This is a genomic window from Arthrobacter sp. P1_B3 (genome assembly GCF_056406615.1).
The window spans coordinates 31,095-52,275 of the sequence record NZ_JBFTZV010000005.1; the positions used below are offsets into that span (position 1 = coordinate 31,095).

18 protein-coding genes are annotated in these 21,181 nt (G+C 66.1%); 7 read left to right on the top strand and 11 right to left on the bottom strand.

Annotated features, from left to right (window positions below):
* Window positions 1-139: 139 nt before the first annotated feature.
* The 9 genes from AC1D2F_RS06870 to AC1D2F_RS06910 all read right to left on the bottom strand — a co-directional run bounded on the left by AC1D2F_RS06870 (window position 140) and on the right by AC1D2F_RS06910 (window position 11,874).
* Entirely contained in the window at window positions 140-1,615 is a 1,476-nt protein-coding gene (locus AC1D2F_RS06870; RefSeq protein WP_364747484.1) for a gamma-aminobutyraldehyde dehydrogenase, read from the bottom strand.
* Window positions 1,616-1,728: 113 nt separating this feature from the next.
* Window positions 1,729-3,120, bottom strand: a complete 1,392-nt coding sequence (locus AC1D2F_RS06875) for an aspartate aminotransferase family protein (RefSeq protein ID WP_476966446.1) — start codon at window positions 3,118-3,120, stop codon at window positions 1,729-1,731.
* 48 nt (window positions 3,121-3,168) lie between these two features.
* A complete protein-coding gene (locus AC1D2F_RS06880) occupies window positions 3,169-3,528 on the bottom strand; it encodes a cupin domain-containing protein (protein ID WP_229993939.1) in 360 nt (119 codons plus the stop codon).
* Window positions 3,528-4,949, bottom strand: coding sequence for an NAD(P)/FAD-dependent oxidoreductase (locus AC1D2F_RS06885; RefSeq protein WP_364747480.1), 1,422 nt, complete (start codon window positions 4,947-4,949; stop codon window positions 3,528-3,530). Before AC1D2F_RS06885 ends, AC1D2F_RS06880 begins: the two co-directional genes overlap by 1 nt.
* A 92-nt stretch (window positions 4,950-5,041) precedes the next feature.
* On the bottom strand, window positions 5,042-6,697 hold the full coding sequence (locus AC1D2F_RS06890; protein WP_364747478.1) for an ABC transporter ATP-binding protein: 1,656 nt from the start codon (window positions 6,695-6,697) through the stop codon (window positions 5,042-5,044).
* Window positions 6,694-7,554, bottom strand: a complete 861-nt coding sequence (locus AC1D2F_RS06895; protein WP_229993942.1) for an ABC transporter permease — start codon at window positions 7,552-7,554, stop codon at window positions 6,694-6,696. The genes AC1D2F_RS06890 and AC1D2F_RS06895 overlap by 4 nt, the downstream gene beginning before the upstream one ends.
* Window positions 7,551-8,504, bottom strand: coding sequence for an ABC transporter permease (locus AC1D2F_RS06900; RefSeq protein ID WP_476966447.1), 954 nt, complete (start codon window positions 8,502-8,504; stop codon window positions 7,551-7,553). The genes AC1D2F_RS06895 and AC1D2F_RS06900 overlap by 4 nt, the downstream gene beginning before the upstream one ends.
* Window positions 8,501-10,186, bottom strand: coding sequence for an ABC transporter substrate-binding protein (locus AC1D2F_RS06905; protein WP_364747474.1), 1,686 nt, complete (start codon window positions 10,184-10,186; stop codon window positions 8,501-8,503). Before AC1D2F_RS06905 ends, AC1D2F_RS06900 begins: the two co-directional genes overlap by 4 nt.
* A 14-nt stretch (window positions 10,187-10,200) precedes the next feature.
* The gene (locus tag AC1D2F_RS06910) at window positions 10,201-11,874 is read right to left on the bottom strand and encodes an amidohydrolase (protein ID WP_364747472.1); all 1,674 of its coding nucleotides are present in this window, start codon (window positions 11,872-11,874) and stop codon (window positions 10,201-10,203) included.
* Between the two features lie 232 nt (window positions 11,875-12,106).
* On the opposite strand from AC1D2F_RS06910, the gene AC1D2F_RS06915 reads away from it, so the two are divergent.
* Window positions 12,107-12,802: a TetR/AcrR family transcriptional regulator gene (locus AC1D2F_RS06915; protein ID WP_229993946.1), complete on the top strand. Its 696-nt coding sequence runs from the start codon at window positions 12,107-12,109 to the stop codon at window positions 12,800-12,802.
* A gap of 101 nt (window positions 12,803-12,903) precedes the next feature.
* Here the strand turns inward: AC1D2F_RS06915 and AC1D2F_RS06920 are convergent, their stop codons facing one another.
* Entirely contained in the window at window positions 12,904-13,545 is a 642-nt protein-coding gene (locus tag AC1D2F_RS06920) for a TetR/AcrR family transcriptional regulator (RefSeq protein WP_364747469.1), read from the bottom strand.
* A gap of 110 nt (window positions 13,546-13,655) precedes the next feature.
* Between AC1D2F_RS06920 and AC1D2F_RS06925 the strand changes: the two genes are divergently transcribed.
* The 5 genes from AC1D2F_RS06925 to AC1D2F_RS06945 all read left to right on the top strand — a co-directional run bounded on the left by AC1D2F_RS06925 (window position 13,656) and on the right by AC1D2F_RS06945 (window position 19,157).
* Window positions 13,656-15,206: an APC family permease gene (locus tag AC1D2F_RS06925; RefSeq protein ID WP_476966448.1), complete on the top strand. Its 1,551-nt coding sequence runs from the start codon at window positions 13,656-13,658 to the stop codon at window positions 15,204-15,206.
* A complete protein-coding gene (locus tag AC1D2F_RS06930) occupies window positions 15,207-16,118 on the top strand; it encodes a carbon-nitrogen hydrolase family protein (RefSeq protein ID WP_229996143.1) in 912 nt (303 codons plus the stop codon).
* Window positions 16,119-16,234: 116 nt separating this feature from the next.
* Entirely contained in the window at window positions 16,235-17,884 is a 1,650-nt protein-coding gene (locus tag AC1D2F_RS06935; RefSeq protein ID WP_229996144.1) for an amidohydrolase, read from the top strand.
* Window positions 17,885-18,037: 153 nt separating this feature from the next.
* Window positions 18,038-18,517: an eCIS core domain-containing protein gene (locus tag AC1D2F_RS06940; RefSeq protein ID WP_476966449.1), complete on the top strand. Its 480-nt coding sequence runs from the start codon at window positions 18,038-18,040 to the stop codon at window positions 18,515-18,517.
* A gap of 1 nt (window position 18,518) precedes the next feature.
* Complete coding sequence (locus AC1D2F_RS06945; protein WP_229992941.1) at window positions 18,519-19,157, top strand: SIMPL domain-containing protein; 639 nt, start codon at window positions 18,519-18,521, stop codon at window positions 19,155-19,157.
* A 68-nt stretch (window positions 19,158-19,225) separates the two neighbouring features.
* On the opposite strand, the gene pcp is transcribed toward AC1D2F_RS06945, so the two are convergent.
* Window positions 19,226-19,867, bottom strand: coding sequence for a pyroglutamyl-peptidase I (gene pcp / locus AC1D2F_RS06950; RefSeq protein ID WP_476966450.1), 642 nt, complete (start codon window positions 19,865-19,867; stop codon window positions 19,226-19,228).
* Between the two features lie 89 nt (window positions 19,868-19,956).
* On the opposite strand from pcp, the gene AC1D2F_RS06955 reads away from it, so the two are divergent.
* On the top strand, window positions 19,957-21,102 hold the full coding sequence (locus AC1D2F_RS06955; protein ID WP_229992942.1) for an Rv2578c family radical SAM protein: 1,146 nt from the start codon (window positions 19,957-19,959) through the stop codon (window positions 21,100-21,102).
* The last annotated feature ends 79 nt before the right edge of the window (window positions 21,103-21,181 follow it).

A 21,181-nucleotide genomic window follows, 5' to 3' on the forward strand; every position in this document is an offset into this window, starting at 1 on the left:
ACGGGCACAGGGCACGGCGCGGGTTCTCGGCAAGGCTTAGGGTCACTGTCCCCAGTCTAGTAGACGGGCGTCGGCCCCAAGGCAATGTCGCTTCAGGAGCCCGCGCCACCCTCGTCCGCGCCTTGGCCGTCCCCAGCCGTCAGCGGAGCCGGTAGATGGTCCGGTGCCAGTCCTTGTGGGCGATTCCGGTGATGTCGAACATGACGTGTTTGATCTGGGTGTATTCGTCGAACGAGTAGGCGGACATGTCTTTCCCGAAGCCTGACTCCTTCACGCCGCCGTGGGGCATTTCACTGATGATCGGGATGTGGTCGTTGATCCATACGCAGCCGGCCTTGATCTCGCGGCTGGCCCGCAGGGAGCGGTACACGTCGCGGGTCCAGGCCGAAGCCGCGAGCCCGTACGGGGTGTCGTTGGCCAAGGCGATGGCGTCGTCGTCGGTGGCGAAGGGCAGCACCGTCAGTACGGGACCGAAGACCTCATTGCGGACAATTTCGCTGTCCGGCGCGGCGTCGATGATCAGCGTGGGGGTGTAGAAGGCGCCCGCGGCCAGGTCTCCGCCGGGGATTACGCCGCCGGTGACCACTGTGGCGTAACCCCGGGCGCGGTCCACGATCGAGGCCACCCGGTCCCGGTGGGCGTAGGAGACCATGGGCCCGATGTCGGTCTCCTCGTCCGCCGGCGCTCCCACCCGGATTCCCCGGTAGAGCTCAGCGACCTTGGTAACAAACTCCTCGTAGACACTGTGGTGCACGATGGCCCGCGTCGCGGCCGTGCAGTCCTGTCCGGTGTTGATCAGGCTTCCGGCGACGGCACCGTGGGCGGCTGCCTCGAGGTCGGCGTCCTCGAAAACGACGAACGGCGCCTTCCCGCCGAGCTCCAGATGGACCCGTTTGGAGTTGGTGGAGGCGGCTTCCAGGACGGTCCGGCCTACGCTGGTGGAACCGGTAAAGGAGACCATGTCGACCTCCGGGTGGCGCATGAGTGCTGCGCCGGCTTCGGGCCCGTCACCGACGATGATGTTCACCACACCGTCCGGCAGGCCCGCCTGCTGCAGGGTCCGGGCGAACATCAGGGTAGTCAGTGGAGTGATTTCGGCCGGTTTAAGGACGATGGTGTTTCCGGCGGCGATGGCAGGAAGGATCTTCCACGCCGCCATCTGCAGCGGATAGTTCCACGGCGAGATCGATCCGATCACGCCGATGGGTTCGCGGCGGATGCTGGACGTGTGGTCCGGGGAGTACTCCGCGGTGGCTTTGCCTTCAAGGCTCCTGGCGGCCCCGGCGAAAAAGTCCGCGTTGTCGATGGTCCCCGGGATATCGAACTCGCGGGCAAGACGAAGCGGCTTGCCGGTCTGACGGCTTTCCGCCAGGGCGTAGTCCTCCGCCTGGTCCTCCAGCAGCCGGGCGAAACGGGAAAGCACCGCTGAGCGCTCACCCGGGGTGGTGGTGGACCATGCCGGGAATGCGGCCCGCGCGGCAGCCACGGCGAGGTCGACGTCGGCGGCACTCGCGAGGGTGACCGTTTCCACCACTGCACCGGTGGACGGATCGACAATATCCAGTTTGCGGCCGGAGGTGCCGGTCTGGGATTGCCCGGAGATGAACTGGTGCATGTGTGTCTTCCTTTTCTTGTTTGACGTCGGCGAAGCGCCTGCGCGGCGGAGGCGCTCTTGGCCGACAAGAGGTCGTTCAGAGCGGGGCGGTGGGAACCGTCCCCGTTGCCGGGCTAGAGCAGGGCTTCGGCGGCCGTCAACGTGTGCCGCAGGATCTGCTCCATTTCGTCGAACTCGGACTGCCCGACGATCAACGGCGGGGAGAGCTGGATGACGGGGTCCCCCCTGTCGTCGGCCCTGCAGTACAGGCCGTTTTCGAAGAGCTCTTTGGAGAGGAAGGTCTTGAGGATCCGGTGGCTTTCCTCCGGGGTGAACGTTTCCTTGGTCGCCTTGTCCTTGACCAGTTCGATGCCATAGAAGTAGCCGCTGCCGCGCACGTCCCCCACGACCGGCAGGTCAAGGAGCTTTTCGAGGGTGTTGCGGAAGGCATCCTCGTTCCCCAGGACGTGCTGGTTGAGGCCCTCGCGCTCGAAGATGTCCAGATTGGCCAGCGCCACGGCGGCGGCAACGGGATGGCCGCCGAACGTGTAGCCGTGTTTGAAGAAGGCATCGCCCTTTGCGAAGGGCTCGAAGAGGCGGTCCGAGGAGATCATGGCACCCATGGGCACGTAGCCGCTGGTAAGGCCCTTGGCGCAGGTGATGATGTCCGGAACGTAGTTGAATTTCTCGGCACCGAAGTAGGTGCCGAGCCGCCCGAACGCACAAATGACCTCATCGCTGACCAGCAGGACGTCGTACTGGTCGCAGATTTCGCGCACCCGCTGGAAGTAGCCCGGCGGGGGCGGAAAGCAGCCGCCGGCGTTCTGCACCGGCTCCAGGAAGACGGCGGCAATGGTTTCCGGGCCTTCGGCCAGGATGGCGGCCTCGATTTCGTTGGCAGCCCACAGCCCATAGGCAGCAGGGTCGTTTGGGTGCTGCGCGGCCCGGTAGAAGTTGGTGTTGGGGACACGGTGCGTGGAGGGCACCAGCGGCTCGAAATCAACCTTCAGATCCGTGATCCCGGTGATGGACAGGGCGCCGTGCGTGGTGCCGTGGTACGCCGTGGACCTCGAGATGACCTTGTGCTTCTGCGGCCGTCCGGTCAGCCGGAAGTACTGCTTCGCCAGCTTCCATGCCGACTCCACCGACTCGGAGCCGCTGTTCGTGAAGAACACCTTGTTCAGGCCCTGAGGGGCGAGCTGCGCCAGGCGTTCGGCCAGTTCCGTGGCGGGCTTGTTGGCGAACGACCACAGGGGGAAGAACGCGAGTTCGGAGCCCTGGCGGGCCATGACGTCGGCCAGTTCCGTGCGGCCGTGGCCCACCTGTACTGTGAACAGGCCCGCGAGTCCGTCGAGGTACTTGCGCCCTTTGTCGTCGTAAATGTAGGCGCCCTCGCCGCGCACGATCATCGGCAGCTCGTCGTTCGTCTGGGGGTGGGCGGAAAAGTGCAGCCAGAGATTGTCCCGCGCTGCGGCCTTCAAATCGGTCCGGTTCCGCTGCTCAGCTAGCTTGGTCACGGATATCACCTTTTCTTCAATCAGTGGTTGAGCTGGATTACAAGAGTGTGTGGGTCGCTAGGGGCTGAGGTAGACCTTGCGCAGGCGTTCGTGGACGGTCCAGGTGGTGCGCATGCCCGCGCCCAGGCGCATCAGTGTTCCTGGCGAGAGGGCCGCGCTGCCCGCCCCGCGGTCGTCCCCGTGGATTTCCACGGTGGCCCTCCCTGCGATGACGATGAAGAGTTCCTCCGCCTCGACGTCGTACATGCCGCCGGCAGACATTTCCCAGACACCGAGTGCCAGGTCTGCAAAGCTGCCCAGTGCATGGGTGGCCGTGGTCGGTGCGCCGGAGGCTACCTTCCCGGGTTGCACTTCTTCGTGCAGCAAGGAAAGCGCTGTCGTGTCCACCGGAGCGCCGGGAATCAGTTCGAGTCTCATCAGGAGTCAAACCCCATTCCAACCGCGTCCATGAGTTTCAGCCACGGCCCGCGCCGGCCCTGGTTCCGGTCTGCGCGGACCATCGCCGCGGTGGTGATCTTGACGCCGAGCCAGGCCAGCGGCTCGGGCGGGAAGGGCAGCGGGCGCTTCCGGACCATGCGGAGCCGGGTGCGTTCGGTGGTGGATCCGGAGAGCAGGTCCAGCATGACGCTGGCCCCGAAGCGAGTGGCCCCGACGCCCAGTCCGGTGTAACCCGCGGAGTAAGCGACACGTCCGCCGTGCGCGGTGGTGAAGAAGGAGAAGAAGCGGCTGCAAGTATCGATGGCTCCGCCCCACTTGTGGGTGAAGCTGACGCCGTCGAGCTGCGGGAACGTCGCGAAAAAATGTGCCGCAAGCCGTTCGAAGGTCTGCTCGCGCTGGTCATATTCCGGTTTGACGGTGCGGCCGAAGTAGTAGACCGCGTCGTAACCGCCAAAGAGGATGCGGTTGTCCTCGGTGAGCCGGTAGTAGTGGAAGCGGTTGTTCAGGTCGGACAGTCCCTGCCGGTTGGACCAGCCGATGGCGGCCAGCTGTTCGGCGCTGAGCGGCTCGGTCATCAGCACGTAGTCGTAGACCGGGACGGTGTGCAGGCGGGTCCGTTTGAGCAGGGAGGGGAAGACGTTGGTGGCCAGCGCCACGTCGGCGGCCGTGACCGTTCCGGCGTCCGTTGCAAGCCGGACGCCGTGGGGGGTGCGGGTGAGGCCGCGGACGGGCGTGTGTTCGTAGATTTCGACGCCGAGTTCCAGGCAGGCGCGTTGCAGGCCCCAGGCAAGCCGGGCGGGGTTGAGCATGGCGCTGCCCTTTTTGTCCCAGAGCCCGGCCCTGTAGACGGGAGAGTCCACTTCGGCGCGGATGGCCGTTTCATCCAGGAATAGGACGTCCGGGTTCTTGCCTTTCTCGGCCCGCAGCCACGCGACCTGGTGGTCTTCTGTGGCGACGTTGAGAGTCCCCGTCCATTCGAAGCCGCAGTCGATGCCGTACTTCTTGATCGCGTCTGAGATTTCCTGCAGGTTCTCCATCCCCAGTTCATGGAGGCGTGCTGATTCGTCGGGGAGGTGCTTTTCCCCGTTGGCCTCGCCGTGGGTCAGGCTGGCGTCGCAGAAGCCGCCGTTCCGGCCGGACGCGGCCCAACCGATACGGTTTCCTTCCAGCAGCACCACCCGGCGGCCGGGGTCACGTTCTTTGGCCATGAGTGCCGTCCAGAGCCCGGTGTAGCCGCCTCCGACGACGGCCAGATCCGTGGTGGTGTCCGAAGCCAGTGCGGCCAGGGGCTGGGGACGGGCCGGGTCATCAAGCCAGTAGGGCGCCCGGGAGGCGCCGTCGAGCGCCGTTGTGATTTGTTGCCGGCTGGTCGATGATTCGGCGGTGTCGTAAGTGGTCATGGCGTCGCTCCGATGGTGTGTGGTGGGGGTGGACCGTCCGGCAGCAGAGGGGCGGGCCTACGGACATGGCTTTGGGGATCCGGGCTGGAGCCTCACCGTGCAATGGCATCGAGGCTCCAGCCGGGTTTCGGGATGGAGTCGATCAGGAGCCGCGTGTAAGGGTGCCGGGGGTGTTCGAGCAACTCAGCCGTTGCGCCGGATTCGACCACGGCGCCTTGACGCATCACGGCAGTTGTTTCGCACACGCGCCGGACGACGGCGAGGTCATGGCTGACGAACACAAGGGTCAGCCCCCGTTCGCGCCTGATTTCGTCGATGAGGTCGAGAACCTGGGCCTGGACCGAGACGTCGAGGGCGCTGGTGGCCTCGTCCAGCACGAGGACCTCCGGTGAGGCTGCCAGGGCCCGGGCGATAGCGACCCGCTGGCGCTGCCCGCCGGAGAGCGTGCGCGGCCGGGCCTGGGCGTGCTTTGCGGCGAGCCCGACCTGATCGAGCAGCGTCAGCACACGCGCCCGGGCGTCGGCGTGGCGCGAGGGCGAGTGCAGGCGGACGGCATCCTCGATCGCGGACCCGGCCGAAATACGGGGGTCGAGGGACAGATACGGGTCCTGGAAGACGATCTGCACGGCCCGGGCGCGTCCCAGCCTTTCCTCGCGGCCGCCGGGGCGCTGGGACCGCGAGACCCCGTCGACAAGGATGTCACCCGCATCGGGACGCTCCAGCCCCACGAGCATTCTCGCCAGTGTGGACTTGCCCGAGCCTGATTCGCCGACGAGCGCCAGGGCTGCGCCCCGGTCCACCGAGAAGGACACGTCGTCGACGGCGCGGAGGTCCTCCGCGCCGCGAATCGAGTATGTCTTGGTCAGCCCGCGGGCCTCGAGCGCCGGAGTGCGCGGGTCGGGGGCGTCAACGCGTGCGTCCAAGGGGTTCGGGCCGTTCGCATCGGCCAACACCGGCCGGGCAACGGCGGAGGTGATGCTCGGCGTCGCCGCAATCAGCCGCTTCGTGTACTCGGCCTGAGGGTTCGCGAAGACGGCCCGCGCGTTGCCGTGCTCGACGATCAGCCCCGCGTGGATCACGTAGACCCGATCGCACAGCGCCGAGGCGAGGTTCAGGTCATGCGTAATGAACAGCATTCCCATGCCGCGCGTTTCCTGTTGCTGCCTGAGTACGGCGATGATTTCCGCTTGGGTCGTTACATCGAGCGCCGACGTCGGCTCATCGCAGACGAGCAGGCGGGGCGAAGTAGTGAGAGCGCCGGCGATCATGACCCGCTGCAGCATCCCGCCGGAGAGCTCGTGCGGGAACTGCGAAAGGTGCGACTCCGGCCGCGGCAAACCGACCGAACGGAGCAGATCGAGCGCCCTCTTGTCCGCATCGGGCCTCGACCAGCCGTGACACAGCCGGAGCGATTCGGTGAGGAAGTCACCGATGCGCCGGACCGGGTTCACCCCCGAACGCGGATCCTGGAACACCATCGAGACGGTGCCGCGTCGCCGCGCGAGGGCCTCCCCCGGGGAACAGCGGAGCATGTCCGTTCCGTCGAGAAGCACGGATCCACCGGTGCGGGCGCCCGCCGGCAGGAGACCGAGCACGGTCCGGGCGGTCAGCGACTTGCCTGACCCGGACTCCCCGACGAGCCCCACAGTCTCTCCCGCTTCAACGCGCAGGGACATGCCGTCCAGCAGGCGGGAAGCCGATCCGCCCGCCAAATCGATGGTCAGCTCGGAAATCTCCAGCAAAGTCATGAGGGCAGCCTTCCGCCGATTCGATCGGAGAGCTCTTCCCCGATGACGTTCACAGCAATCACGACCAGCACGACGGCGATCGCCGGCACCAAGGCGGGCAGCGCCTGGCCGCTCAGCAACGCACCCCGGCTGTCGTTGATCATTGAGCCCCAGTCGGCCGTCGGTGGCTGCACACCGAGGCCAAGGAATGACAGGGCCGCGAGGTCAGCGAGCACATACCCGAAGTTCAGGGTGGACTGTGCCCCGACGGTCGGCATGACATTGGGAAGTACCCGCCGGACGGCGATCCACCCACCGGAGAATCCCTGCACCCGGTAGGCCGCAACATAGGGCCGGGCGCGTTCGGAGATGACGAGCGATCGGACGAATCTCGCTACATACGGGGTGTAGGCGATGATCATCGCGATCACCGGCGCCGTGAGCCCCTTGCCGAAGAGCGCGACCGCAAGGATGGCGAGCAGCAGGGCGGGGAACGCGAAAAGCAGGTCGAAGACCCGGCCCAGGACCGAATCGATCCAGCCGCCGAACCAACCGGCCAGGAGCCCAAGCGCGATGCCGAGGAGCGTCGAGAGCCCCACGACCAGAAGCGGGCCCAGCAGCGAGGTCCGCGCGCCGAACATCATCCGGCTCAGGGTGTCACGGCCGGCGGCGTCGGTGCCGAGCCAGTGCGCGGCCGTGGGGTCGGACAGGACGTTTCCGAGGTCGACGAAGTCGGGGTCGTAGGGAGCGATGATCGACGCGGCTGCCGCGGCGGCGACCATGATGCCCACCATGACGATGCTGGTTAGGAAAAGGGCGTTGCCTGCCGGGAGGCGGAACGGGCGGAGCCCGGTACGGGTGAACGTTGACGTGGTCATCGTGCTGCTGCACCTGCCTTGCTGCGGGGGTCGATGGCGGAAGCGAGCAGGTCGACGGCCGTATTCACGGTCACGAAGATCAGCACAATGAGCAGCACGATGACCTGGACGACGGGGAAGTCGAGCCGGTCAACGGACTGGACCAGCAGGGAGCCGATGCCGGAGAGCCCGAAGGCCTGTTCCACCACGGCACTGGCGACGAGCAGGCCGGCGACGAGGACGCCGCTCACCGTGAGGATGGGCCCGAGCGCATTGCGCAGCACGTGCCGGCGCACGACGGCGCCGCGGGCGACGCCGCGGCTCACCGCGACCTCCACGTGCTCCCGGCCGAGCTGATCCAGCATCGAGGATCTGGTGACCCGTGCCACGAGCGCCACAAAGGCGAGAGCGAGGGCGAGGGCCGGGAGCACGAGGTGATAAAGCGTGTCCAGAAACCCTGTTCCGCTGCCGAATGAGGGGAACCAGCCGAGCTGCACGGCGAAGAGCGCGATGAGCACGATGGCGCCGACGAAGGAAGGGATCGCCGCGAGCCCCGTCAACGCGGTGAGGATGATCCGGTCCGCGGCCTTCCCGCGAGCGAGGGCCGAGACGATACCGGCCGCGAGACCGAGCACTGCGATCATGAGCCCGGCCAGGACGATCAGCCCAAGTGTCGTCGGTGCGCGGGAGGCGAGCAGGGTGCTGACGTCCTCGCGGTACTGGAAGGACCGGCCGAAGTTCCCGTGCAGGACATTGACCAGCCAGTCGACGTACTGCGCCAGGACCGGCTTGTCGAGCCCGTACTGTGCGGTCACCGCGGCGATGGCCTCCGGGCTAGGGCTGCGCCCGCGCAGGAGGAAACCGAGGGGGTCACCGGGCACGAGGTACATGGAGAAGAAGACCAGGACCGAGGCCACGAAGACGGTCAGGACAAGCGCGCCGAGCTTTTTCAGGATGAGGGCGATGGTCATGTCTGCGCACCGATGGTGGCCGCCCACGGGAAGTACATGTAATTGATCGACGGCGACACCCCGGTGATCCGGGAGCCCAGCCACACGGTCGTCGGCACCTCATAGAGCGGCAGCCACGGCAGCTCGTCGTTGACGATGTGCTGGGCCTTGTCGGCTTCCCGGGCGCGGTCGCTGGGATCGGCGATGCCAACCGCCTTGTTGACGACGGCGTCGTATTCCGGGTTCGACCATCCACCGTAGTTGCTGAACTGGCCGGTGCGCAGGACACCGAACATGTCGAGCGGGTCCGCGGTCGAGAGATACCACTGGGTGTACAGCAGGTCGATGCCCTTCCGGGCGGCCGCGTCGGAGAACAGTGTCGTGTACTTGGCGGGCGAAATCGAGTCGATGCGCGGTTTGAGGCCGATCGAGGTCGCGGCGGACGAGACGGCCTGGGCGATGACGTCAGCTCCGGCGGAGAGCGGGGAGGTGGCGATGACGATTTCCTTGCCGGTCGCCCCGGCGTCGCTGACAAGCTTTGTGGCGGCGGCGACATCCAGCGGGTAGCTCTCCAGGCCGGCGTATGCCCCGTCAGAGACCTCCTTCCGGGCCCCGTTCCAGACCGAGCGGGAGGTCAGGGCGTCCGTCACCTTGGCATGGCCCTGTTCCGCCGCGGCAACCAGTCCTGGGCGGTCGATCGCCATCATGAGTGCCTTCCGGACGCGCACATCGCCGAGCGGGCCGGACATGTCCGTGACGATCTCGCTCGCGATCGCGGTGCTGGTGCCGAAGTAGATCTTGCCGTTCGGCGAGGACTTAAGGCCTCCGATGGCGTTCGACGGGATCATCCAGCCGCCGTCGACCTCACCGGATTTGAAGGCGTTGACGCGTGTGTTCGGGTCGGACAGGAACACGAACTTCACCTGCTGGGACTTGGCCACGAGGTTCTTGTCCCAGTAGGCGTCGTAGCGCTCGAGCGTTATGGCCTCGCCCGAGTCCCACTTCCCGAGCGAGAACGGGCCGGTGCAGTTGACGCCGGCGGTGGAGTTGCCGTAGTCGGCGCCGTCCCGGGCGAGTGTGGCGGCGGACTCCACGGTGCCGGGGCTGGCTGCCATGGAGAGATTGAACTGTGAATCGGGAATCGTGGTGGTGACGGTGACCTGCATCTCGCCGGTCTGCTCGATGGAGGACACGTTGGTGTACGAGCTGTTCCAATATGAGCCGACTGCAGGGTCAAGATGGCGCTGGAGGGATGCGACTACGTCCGCCGCCGTGAGGGGCGTGCCGTCGTGGAAGGTGACGCCCGGCCTGATGGAGTACACCCAGGTGGTCGGCGTCGGGTTGTCCCACTTCTCCGCGAGGCCTGGCGAGACACTGAGGTCCGCGTTCCAGCGCAACAGGGACTCGCACACGTTGCTGAGCACCTGATTGTCCGGGTAGTCGAAGGCGTGCGCGTAGTCGAGGGAGGCGGGCTCCGCATAGATCGACCAGGTGAAGGAGCCCAGTTCCCCCGCCGGTGCCGGCGTCGTGGCGGTCAGCTCGTAGTTCGCCGCTCCGCTCACTGGGGTCTTCGCGCCGCCCGTGCAGGCGGCCAACGCCAGCAAACCCGTGAGGAGGACGGCGGTGGCGGCGAGGGAACGCCGGGCCGGAACGCCACGGGGACGGCGCGCGGCGGAGAGGGGTGGTTGAGGTTCTATGGTCATGACGTCCTCCAGTGCTATCGATTGGTGTTGCTGGCGGCCGCGTAGACCTGTTCGCCGCGCACCCAGGTCGAGGTGACGGCGGTCGTGTGGAGATCCTGCGGGGCCAGCTCGAAGGGGTTCGGCCGGAGCACGGCGAGGTCGGCGAGGTAGCCGGGCGCGATCATGCCCGTGTCGTGGTCCCGGTGGTTCACATAGGCACTGCCGGCCGTGTACGCGGTCAGTGCTGTGGCAAGGTCGAGCCGTTGGCTGGGGTCGCCGAGGGGGCCGGAGGGAGAGTGCGGTGCCACCCGGTTGACTGCGACGTGGATCGCCTCGATGGGGTTTGCGCTCGATACCGGCCAGTCGCTGCCGGCGGCCAGGCGCGCCCCGCTGGCGAGGAGTTCGCCGAAGGGATAGTGGCGCGATTCGGCGTCGGCCGGCAGGAAGGGCAGGGTGAGCTCGTCCAGCTGGCTTTCGTGGCAGGCCCACAAGGCCTGCATGTTGACGACGACGTCGAGTTCGGCGAACCGCGGCGCATCCGCCTCGCTGACTACCTGCAGGTGCGCCAGGTGGTGCCGGTTACCACTGGGGCCGTTGACCCGGCGGGCGGCCTCGACTGCGTCCAGGGCCTCGCGGACGGCACGGTCGCCGAGTGCATGGAAATGTACCTGGAAACCGGCCGCGTCGAGTGCCGTCACGTACTCCTTGAGCCGCTCCGGGTCGATGAAGGAGAGCCCGGCGTTGTCCGTGCAGTGGCCGTGATTGTCCAGGTAGGGGGTCGTCATGGCGGCCGTGAAGTTCTCCGCTACCCCGTCCACCATGATCTTGACAGTCCCGGCCGAAAACGCGTCGCCCGGAAGCCGCGCGGCGACGTCTGCCCGGCGTTCGGTCAGGCGGGGCAGCTGCTCAAGGCCGGAATCGCGCTCCCACCACTGGGCTCCACGGACGTGAGCGCGCAGCGTCTTCTCGGAGACGGCCGCGCTGTAAGTTTCGAGCGTGTCGGATGCGCCGAACAGGGCGCCGACGGCGGCGTCCTGCCAGCCAGTTATGCCGAATCCGAACAGCTCCTCCTGGGCGCGGAGCAGCCCGGCGTAGACGAGATCGGGGTGCGCGGCGGGCCGCACGTGGTCAAACAGGTTCATCGCGCCTTCGTGAACCGTACCTGCCGGGCTGCCGTCGGACTCGCGCTCAATTCGGCCGTCTGCAGGATCCGCGGTCCCCGCGTGGATGCCGGCGAGTTCAAAGGCCCGGGTGTTGGCCCAAGCGCCGTGATGGTCGCGGTTGAAGAGCAGCACAGGGCGGTCCGGCACGAGCCGATCGAGCGCCTGCCGGGTCGGCGTGCCGCCCGGAAAATGGTCCATCGACCAGCCACCGCCGAGGATCCACTCCGCGCCCGGGTATTTTGCGGCATACGCGGCGATCGTTTCAAGCGCGTCGGCCGCGCTCTCCGCACCACTGAGATTGCACTGCAGAAGTTCCATTCCGGCGGACGCCGGGTGAACGTGCGCATCTTGGAAGCCCGGAATCAGGAGGGCGCCGTCCAGGTCGACGACCCGGGTCTGCTCCGTGGCCGCCGCGAGAATCTCGACGTCGGGCCCGATCGCCTTGATGCGGCCGTCGGATACTGCGACTCCCAGCCGTTCCGGCGTGTTCGATGCGGCGGTGAAGGTCCATCCGCCCGTAAAGATCAAGTCTGTCTTTGTCGCCAAGTGAGCCTCCTGGGTTGCGGTGCGTCGTTGCACCTCTGGTCGATCCCCAGTGACATTAGTCACGAATCAGCAACCATGTCAACGGTGTTGACTACAAAGTTGACTTCGTTGGGGACCGCGCCATACTGGTAGCTGGGGGACGGTGAATTCGCGTTTCCCGGCGCGGAGAAACATCCGCCGCCAGTGATTGTGATGTACTGCTGTCAGCCGACAGCAAGAAGGAGTGGGTCAAGTGGCGAATCCTCTCGCTGAGCGGCGCGCGACGGCGCGGGCTAAGCCGCGGCTCGACGCCGAGACGATCATTGCTGCCGGGCTGCAGATCGCGGCGAGGCCGGGCGCTACGGCCGTCACGGTGCGGGAATTGGGTGCGCTGCTCGGCGCTGATCCGACGGCGATCTACCGGCATTTCCGCAGCAAGGACAACCTCATGGGGTCGCTCCTGGACCGGCTGTTCGCGATGAGCCTTGAGCGCGTGACGGCCCCGCGTGAGCAGTGGCGCACGCGCCTGACGCAGCTGGCCACTGCCACGATCGACCTGTTCACCGAATATCCGGCGATCGGTGCCGAGGCGATCGTGCTGAGCACGGGGGGTCCCGCGGAGCTCGAAATCGTCGAACTCATCCTCGATGGGCTCAGCGTCGCCGGACTTGAGGGTGAGGACATCGTGCGGCATTACGCGGCCCAGTCGACCTACGTCCTCTCTTATGCGGCCGGTATCGCCCGCGGGCTGAGCATGCGTGAGGGCGTGGCGGCCGAGGAGCACGGATCGTGGATGGGTCGCTCTCTGGCCGTGACGTCGGCATCGCATCCGCAGATCAATGCGCTGCGGGAGCAGCTGCTCGCGCTGCGTGACCGCGAGGTCTTCTTCCTGGGCGTTGACGCCCTGCTCGACGCGGTTGACGCAACCGTCGAGCGCCGCAAACGGTAGCTGGCACACCAGGGCCTTGTCCCGCAATAGCGCCGCTGCCGGCTGACTGCTGACGCCAACGGCGTGCCCACGGACAAAGTGCGTGCAGGTACCGCCGGAAACTAAGGCGCGTTGGAGAAGTTGCGACTAATGATGTGATCGAGGAGCGTGTTCCGGTCGAGGCCCAGAAGGGCCGAAGCAAGACTGGCGACCAGGTCGAGCACATCATCGCTGCTGGCGGTGCCGGCGAGAACATCCATGACCAGACCGTCTTCCTGGGCCACAAGGGTACGCGCAATCTTCGCCGGTTCAAGGACAGGAAAGAACTCACCGGCCTGCGTTCCATCGGCAATGATCCGTTCATAAATCAGCTGCTGGGTGCGGGTGAGTTCCTCTTGGATCCGTCGGTGCTCCGCGTCCCTGAGCGAATGGGTCCAGTACTCGTAAAGAATCCGGAAGGCATCATCCTCCAGCCCTGCCGTCGTGCCTGCGCTGATGACGGCGGCGAGCCTGACGGTCGGACTCATGCCGGTGTCCGCTGCCTCCGATAGCCGCGTGAGAAATCTGGCGGAAGAGGCGTGGACGGCTGCCGCGGTGATCTCGGCCAGGCTTCCGTAGTAATACAGCACGGCGTTTGGGGCCATGCCTGCCTCCGCCGCAATCGCGCGCAACGTCGCAGCTTCTGCGCCGTCACGGGCGGCGACGGCCTGTGCTGCCGCCGCAATCTCCCTGCGGCGCCCTTCCCTCTTGCTGAGGTTTGCCATTGCCACTCCCCCTTTGGCCCGATGCCTATTGACAACGAGTCTAGACCCGTATTGAATGGCATTCAAATTTGAATGTGATTCAAATAACTTTGATTCGATGAGGAGTCTCCGTGTCACATCCCCTTCCACCCCCCACCGTCCCACCCCCCGCCGTTCCGGTTGCCGCTGCGAGCAAGGGATTGAAGGCCGGATCGATCGGTATCGGCCCGACGGTGGCATTGGGTCTTGCCGCTGTGGCCCCGGCGTACAGCCTCGCGGTGACCCTGGGTTTCGTTGTCCTGGCGGTCGGGTCGAGCACACCCGCGGCGTTCCTTCTGGGATTCGTGCCGATCCTGTTCACGGCCTTCGCCTTCCGGGATCTCAACCGGGAAATGCCTGATTGTGGCGGGGTATTCGTGTGGATCTCGCGTGTCTTCGGCCCGGGGACGGGCTGGTTTTTCGGTGGCTGGGTCCCCCAGATTGCCACCTTCATCTCCAGCGCGGCCCTGGCGCAGGTTGCCACGACGTATCTTCTGACCTTCCTGGGGCTCGGCTGGGCAGCTTCCCAACCGGTCATCATCGCCGCCATCGCGTGCGGGCTGATCGCGCTGAGCGGCGTTGTGGCGGCCCGGGGAATTGAACTCTCCGCGTGGCTCCAATACGCGCTGATTGCCTTGCAGCTGATTGCCCTGGGCGGCTTCTGCATCGGGGCCTTTACTGCCATGGCCGCCGGCACCGCGGCGGAAGGTGCGGAGCAGCCAAGGCTGGACTGGTTCAATCCCTTTGCCTCCGGCGATCTCTCCGGCCTGGTCCACGGCGTCATCCTGTGTCTGTTCATCTACTGGGGCTGGGACGCGCTGATCGCGGTCAATGAGGAAACGACCGACCGCAAAGGAACACCCGGGCGGGCCGTGGTCATCACCACCGTGATACTTCTGTTCTTCTACGTCGTGACCGCGACGGCCGCCGTCGGCTTTGCCGGGATCGCAGGCATCACGGACCCCGCAACCGTCTCGGACGTCCTGTCTGTGCTCGGCCCCCAAGCCACCGGCGGCTTCTTCGGGCAGATCATCATCCTCGCCGTCGGCATCTCGGCCTTGGCGGCCCTAATGACGGTCGCGGTTAGCAACCCCCGGTCCTGGCTCAGCATGGGAACTTACGGCGCACTGCCCGCGGCCACCACGAAGATGCATACGTCCAGGGGGACACCCACCACGTCAATCCTCTGGTGGGCGCTCCTGAGCATTGCCGTGACATTGCTTCTGACAGCGATCAGCGCCGACTTCATCGGCCTGGCCATACTTTCAGTCGGCCTGATGATCGCCGCCTACTACGCCGCGACGGCCTTGGCCTGCGTCGTGTATTTTGCTCCCCAGATGCGCACGTCCGCCTCAGCCCTTGTCCTGAAGGGCATCCTTCCGGGTCTGGGCGCCCTTCTGATGACGGGAGCGTTTGCGTACAGCGCCGTCGACATGATGTCCCCCGAATACGCCGGGCTCTCCTGGCTTGGCATCGGAACCGTGTTCTGGCTCGGAATCGGCGCCCTGGCGCTAGGTGTTCTGGTCATTGCCATCATCCGCCCCAGACTCCGGCCCTACTTTTACGGGCAAACGATCCCCCGGGGAACTTTCTCCACCCGCAACGAACTGCAATCCATCCTGAGCAGCGAAACCGAGGCATAAATGCGCGTCCTATCCATTGCAGCAATCCAAACGAAACCCGTTCCCTACGACGTCGAAGCAACCTGGGAACGCTTCGCCGCCCAGGCCGAAACCGCCAAAGAGCTCGGACCTGACGTCGACATCATCGTCGCACCCGAACTTCTGCTCGCAGCACCCGGGGAATTCCTGATCCCGGACCCTGAGGGCGAAACCCGCTCGGCCGGCCCCATCCCCAGCGCGCTCACCGACCGGATCGCGGAGCTGGCCCGCCGCCTGGGGGTCTGGCTCGTGCCCGGATCCCTGCTGGAAACCGACGGCGGAAACACCTACAACACGGCAATCGCTGTCTCCCCCGAAGGCGAGATCGTGGCCCGGTACCGGAAGCTCTTTCCCTGGCGTCCGTTCGAAACAACGACGCCGGGCGGTTCGTTCGTGACCTTCGACATCCCGGACCGGGGACGCGTAGGCCTCGCCATCTGCTTCGATGGAAGCTTTCCCGAGGTCGCCCGGCAACTGGCATGGCTCGGAGCGGAAGTCATCATCCAGCCCACCCTGACCACGACCCGGGACAGGGAAATGGAAATCGTGATGTCACGTGCCAATGCCTTCGCAAACCAGGTCTACGTCGTCAACGTCAACGGCGCTGACCCATCAGCAGTCGGGGAAAGCGTCATCGTGGACCCGGAAGGCACCATCATGCAGCACGCCAGAGGAGGCGAGGAAATCCTCTACGGAGTCCTTGATCTCGACCGGGTCACACAGGTCCGCCGCTACGGAACCCACGGCATCAACCGGCCCTGGGCACAGCTCCACGACCAGCAGGGGATCCTGTCATACCCGATGTACGGCGGAGCGCATTTCCAACCCCCGGCCTGGAGCACTTCGGACCCCGACGCTTCACGCGCGAAACAATTCAGCGCCTCGAGGTTCTGACACCCGCATAAGGCAGCGCCCCTACAACGCCCGGTGCGTACCTCCGGCCCCCTCCGGAGGTACGCACCCCTGATCCCGTCAACAGTCGTCGGCAAACACGCTCAATACTCAAAATCATGGGAAGTCTGATGCCATCTAACCTCAGAACCGCGGACACTGTCATCGTCAATGCCAAGGTGCACACACTCGATCCAAGGCAGCCATCTGCCAGCACAATCGTCATCGCGAACGGCAGGATCCTCGCCGCTGGTGGCAAACACCTTCTTGGCGAACATCGCGGTCCACGCACCCAAGTGCACGATGCGAACGGCCAGACAATCACGCCGGGGCTCATTGACGGGCACATCCATCCCATCCAAGGGTCGGAAATCACGGTCGGCGTCGATCTCGGCTCAGTGTCTACTTTCGACGGTTTCCTCGCCGCCCTGCGCACCGAAGCAGCCAGAGTGCTTTCGGAGAACTCAGCGGGGTGGGTCCGGGGATGGAACCTTGACTACGGCGTCTTTGCAGGAAGGCGAATATCCGCTGACCTGATTGAGGAATCGGTCTACGGCCTGCCGACGTACATTCTCCTGTTTGATCTTCATACCGCGCTGGCGAGCAAAGAAGCTCTGAGATTGAGTGGCATCACGGGTGGGCGCCGGTTTTGCGACATGTCAGAGATTGTTGTTGACGAGGCAGGCAACCCAACCGGAGAGTTGCGGGAATCCACTGCCTACGAATTGGTGGGATCCACCGCGCCGGCTCTTTCTGCAGTGCAGGCCGTTGAGAGGGCACGGGAGCTGATCTCTTGCCTGTCGAGAACCGGCATTACCTCGGGAACGATCATGGATGGCGATACTGCTTCGCTCGATTTCATCGACAAGATCGATAGCACCGGACCGGGTCTGCCGGTCAGGCTGGTTTGCGCACTCGAGCACAGCCCTGGCCTGGCTGCCGAGGAAGCGCGGTCATACCTTTTGTCGAAGGATCGACAGGGTCGCCGCTGGCGCGGTGGGCTCGTCAAACTCTTGCTTGATGGTGTTATCGATACGGGAACCGGTTGGCTCTATGAACCGGACACGTTGGGCGGCGGACTGAAATCATTCTGGCCCGACCCGGCGGACTATGCTGCAACCGTCAAACAATATGGCGATGCAGGATTTCAAGTCGCGACGCACGCTATCGGTGATCGAGCCATCGGTGCTGCGATCGACGCCTATGTCTCGGCCGGCGTGCGGTCCCGCCGAGGAGCTCCGCACCGCATTGAGCACCTGGAATGCCTTGCGGATAGGGATCTTGCACGTCTTTCCGCGGCGGGCATCACAGCATCAATGCAGCCCCTGCACATGCAGTGGCGAAAGGCGGACGGATCCGATTCATGGTCCAGTCGTTTGGGGGTCGAGCGATCGAAACGGGCCTGGAGGATCCGCGACGTCATAGATTCAGGCGCTCCGGTTGCGCTGGGCTCGGATTGGCCAGTGGCTCAGTACGACGCGCGCATCGGCATGGCATGGGCCCGCCTGCGTCGGATCCCGGGCCGGACCGATGCGCCCGTCTTTGAACCTTCACAGAGGTTGACAGCGCTCGAAGCGCTCAAGGGCTTCTCGGTCTGGGCCGCCGAGGCCCAAGGAGACCATGACCAAGGAACCATCCGGCCCGGCAACAAGGCCGACCTCGCGGTATGGGCCGACGATCCACTCTTGGTTTCCGCCGACGACATCATCGGGCTCCCGATCGAGTCGACCTGGGTGGATGGAGAAATTGTCTTTAGCCGGCAAGACTAAGCGGACGTCGCGGCCCAAGGCGTGCCAACGCGACGGTTCCAGCGGGATTCCACGTCCCGCGGCCGCCCCACCCACCCGGCGTCCTGGCGTCCCTGGCCGTTTAGTCTCTGCGGCTCCCTGACCGTCGGGCACACCCCCGGCTACCATGGCCTCATGACGTCCGGACAACGGCTGCGCCAGATCGCCAACTTGCTGAACGGGTCCACCCTTCTGGGCCTGCTGCTGGCAGCCGGCGCCCGGACGCCCGTCAGCTCCGGTCCGCGCGGACTGCTGATCGCGAGCCGCTACCGCTGGCGGCTTCCGTTTGCCGCGGCCTTCACCGTGGGCAACGTGATCGTGTTCCGCGCCGGCCCGGAATCCGCCCGCGCCAATCCGGCGCTGTTGGATCACGAGGAGCGCCACAGTACCCAGTACGCCTGGTGCCTTGGGTGGCCCTTCCTTCCGCTGTACTTCATCGCCGCGGGCTGGTCCCTCTGGCGGACGGGCAATCCGGGCAGCGCCAACTTCTTCGAGCGCCACGCCGGTCTGGAAGCAGGCGGCTACCCCCGGCCCGGCATGCCCGGGACCGCTCCACGGATCCAACGAAGAAAACGCAGTATCGGCGTTTCTGCCCCCGAACGTTATGAGGCCTGACATGACAGAGACCCCCAGAACCATCTCGGTCACAGGAACCGGCAGTGCCGAGGCGGTGCCGGACCTCCTGACCGTGTCGATCGGCGTTGAATGCCGCCGCGAGACCGTGGTCGAGGCCTACGCCGAGGCCGGCACACGATCGGCCGCCATCACGGCGGAGCTCCGGCAACATGGGGTGGACAGCGCTGACATGTCTACCTCCGGGCTGAACGTCCGGGCCGAGCTGAACTGGCAGGATGGCCAGGGCCAGACCGTGACCGGCTATCTGGCCTCCAGCACGCTCACCGTCAGGATCCGAGCGTTGTCCGCGTCCTCGCAGATCCTTGCCGCTGCCGTTACGGCCGGCGGCGACTCCGTCCGGCTGAACGGGCTGAGCCTCGGCTTCGCGGACTCCGCCGCCGTCGAGGCGCGTGCCCGGGAGGCCGCCTGGCAGGACGCCCGCAACACCGCCGCCCACTACGCCGCACTCTCCGGCGCTGGCCTGGGCAGGGTCCTTTCCCTTACCCAGCACACCGGTTTCCAGGCGCCGGTCCCGGTGGCGAAGATGCAGCGGGCGGTGGCGTCCGACTCGCTCACCGTTGAGGCCGGCGAGTCGAGCGTCACCGCCACGATCGGCGTCGTCTGGGAACTGCTCGAGTAATTGTTTGAGTAACTGCTCGTGTCGCCGACGGCGGCCGCTGCCCGCTTGATCCCTCGGATGGCACGCCGCTAGTGCGTTGCGCCGGCGGCGAGCCTGAGATCCGCCGTCGTCGCAAGCGCGGTGCGGACGACGACGGCGAGCGCCGCCGCCATCTGGTGCGCTGGCAGCGACGGGGTGCTGCTCCCGGCCGGAAGCTGGGTGTCCGCGTAGGGAGCGTGGACAAACCCTCCCCTGGTCCCCGGACGGAGCCGCAGGGCGTGCATGAGCGCGTAGAAGACGTGGTTGCAGACGTAGGTCCCGGCGCTCTGGGACACTTCCGCCGGGATCTGCTCGGCCGTCAACGCCGCGAGCGCCGGTTTGACGGGCAGCGACGTGAAATAAGCCGCCGGCCCGTCGCGCACCACGGGTTCGTCCACGGGCCGGTTGCCGGCGTTATCCGGGATCCGGGCGTCATCGCAGTTGATGGCCACCCGCTCCAGCGAGATGCGCGCCCTCCCGCCAGCCTGGCCGGCGCACAGCACAAGCTCCGCACGGAAGCGCTCGAGGGTCTCGGTCAATACCTTGGCCGAGGCGCCAAAGACGCAAGGCAGTTCCACCGCCTGGACATCCAGCCCTTCGGACTGGAGCAGCCGTGCCGCCGCACCGGCTGCGGCCCACGACGGATTGGCCGTCTCGCCGCCGAACGGCTCGAACCCGGTCAGGAGAATCATCGCCCCAGCCTAGCAACGCGCCCTAAGGCTGCGCGCGGCGACCAGGCGGCATCCTTGACATTTAGTCGAACATACATTCGAATATAGGCATGAGATGGGACGCACAAGCACTTGAGCGCGGCGATTCCCCGGCCGCCCTTTCCGCCGATTCGCCAGCCGCACCGGCCCTGCTGCCGCTGGCCGGGCTGGTGCGGTCCGTGTCCACCCCGGAGTTTGCCGGGATCACCTTCCATGAGGTCACCGCCAAATCGGTGCTCAACAAGGTGGTTGCCGGTTCGCGGATGCCTTTCGAATGGACCATCAACCCGTACCGCGGTTGCAGCCATGCCTGCGTCTACTGCTTCGCGCGCAAGAGCCACACCTATCTGGACTTCGACGCCGGCCTGGACTTTGACAGCCAGGTTGTGGTCAAAATCAACGCCGCCGAGATCCTGCGCAAGGAGCTGGCCAAGCCCTCCTGGCAGCACGAGCATGTGGCCCTCGGCACCAACACGGACCCGTACCAGCGCGCCGAGGGCCGCTATCAGCTCATGCCCGGCATCATCGGTGCCCTCGCCGATTCCGGCACTCCCCTGTCCATACTCACCAAGGGCACGCTCCTGGCCCGGGACATTCCACTGCTGAAGCATGCCGCGGCCCAGGTGCCGGTGGGGGTGGGCATTTCGCTGGCCATGACCAACGAAGAACTGTCCGAGGCCGTGGAACCGGGCACGCCCGGGCCGCGGGCACGGTTGAAGCTCATCTCCCGGCTGCGGGAGGCCGGCCTTCCCTGCGGGGTCATGGCCATGCCCATCCTGCCGTGGCTATCGGACAGCGACGACGCCCTCGACTCCCTCTTCGGCGCCCTGGCGGCGGCCGGCGCCACCGGTGTCACGGCCGGCGCACTGTATCTGAAACCGGGCACCCGTGAATGGTTCATGCAGTGGATCGCCCGCGAACATCCGCAACTGGCCGGCAAGTACCGCCGGCTGTACGGCAGCGGGTCCTATGCGTCCAAGGAATACCGGGCCTGGCTGGCCGGCCGCATCCGCTATTTCAAGGGCCTGCACGGCTTTTCCGGCTCGCAGGGATTCAGCCACAGGGATCTGGACGGCGGCACCGACGACGACGCCCGCCAGGAAGAGGCCCAGTACCCGGCGGGAAGCATCCCGGACACGGCCGGGCACGCAGGCGCCCGGCATGCTGGCCTCACCAGCTCAGCCCAGGCCAACACAGCCCAGCCCACATTGTTTTGAAGCCCGCCCCACCGCAGCGCGTCTTGCCTCGAGCGCAGTGAACCTGAAGCCACTTGACCTAGAGCGCAGTGAACCTAGA

Bases quoted from the DNA above. Each gene is read 5' to 3' on its own strand.
- AC1D2F_RS06905 (WP_364747474.1), bottom strand. From the start codon at position 10,186: ATGACCATAGAACCTCAACCACCCCTCTCCGCCGCGCGCCGTCCCCGT.
- AC1D2F_RS06870 (WP_364747484.1), bottom strand. From the start codon at position 1,615: ATGCACCAGTTCATCTCCGGGCAATCCCAGACCGGCACCTCCGGCCGC.
- AC1D2F_RS06920 (WP_364747469.1), bottom strand. From the start codon at position 13,545: ATGGCAAACCTCAGCAAGAGGGAAGGGCGCCGCAGGGAGATTGCGGCG.
- AC1D2F_RS06900 (WP_476966447.1), bottom strand. From the start codon at position 8,504: ATGACCATCGCCCTCATCCTGAAAAAGCTCGGCGCGCTTGTCCTGACC.
- AC1D2F_RS06880 (WP_229993939.1), bottom strand. From the start codon at position 3,528: ATGAGACTCGAACTGATTCCCGGCGCTCCGGTGGACACGACAGCGCTT.
- AC1D2F_RS06895 (WP_229993942.1), bottom strand. From the start codon at position 7,554: ATGACCACGTCAACGTTCACCCGTACCGGGCTCCGCCCGTTCCGCCTC.
- AC1D2F_RS06945 (WP_229992941.1), top strand. From the start codon at position 18,519: ATGACAGAGACCCCCAGAACCATCTCGGTCACAGGAACCGGCAGTGCC.
- AC1D2F_RS06885 (WP_364747480.1), bottom strand. From the start codon at position 4,949: ATGACCACTTACGACACCGCCGAATCATCGACCAGCCGGCAACAAATC.
- AC1D2F_RS06890 (WP_364747478.1), bottom strand. From the start codon at position 6,697: ATGACTTTGCTGGAGATTTCCGAGCTGACCATCGATTTGGCGGGCGGA.
- AC1D2F_RS06940 (WP_476966449.1), top strand. From the start codon at position 18,038: ATGACGTCCGGACAACGGCTGCGCCAGATCGCCAACTTGCTGAACGGG.
- AC1D2F_RS06955 (WP_229992942.1), top strand. From the start codon at position 19,957: ATGAGATGGGACGCACAAGCACTTGAGCGCGGCGATTCCCCGGCCGCC.
- AC1D2F_RS06935 (WP_229996144.1), top strand. From the start codon at position 16,235: ATGGGAAGTCTGATGCCATCTAACCTCAGAACCGCGGACACTGTCATC.
- AC1D2F_RS06930 (WP_229996143.1), top strand. From the start codon at position 15,207: ATGCGCGTCCTATCCATTGCAGCAATCCAAACGAAACCCGTTCCCTAC.
- pcp (WP_476966450.1), bottom strand. From the start codon at position 19,867: ATGATTCTCCTGACCGGGTTCGAGCCGTTCGGCGGCGAGACGGCCAAT.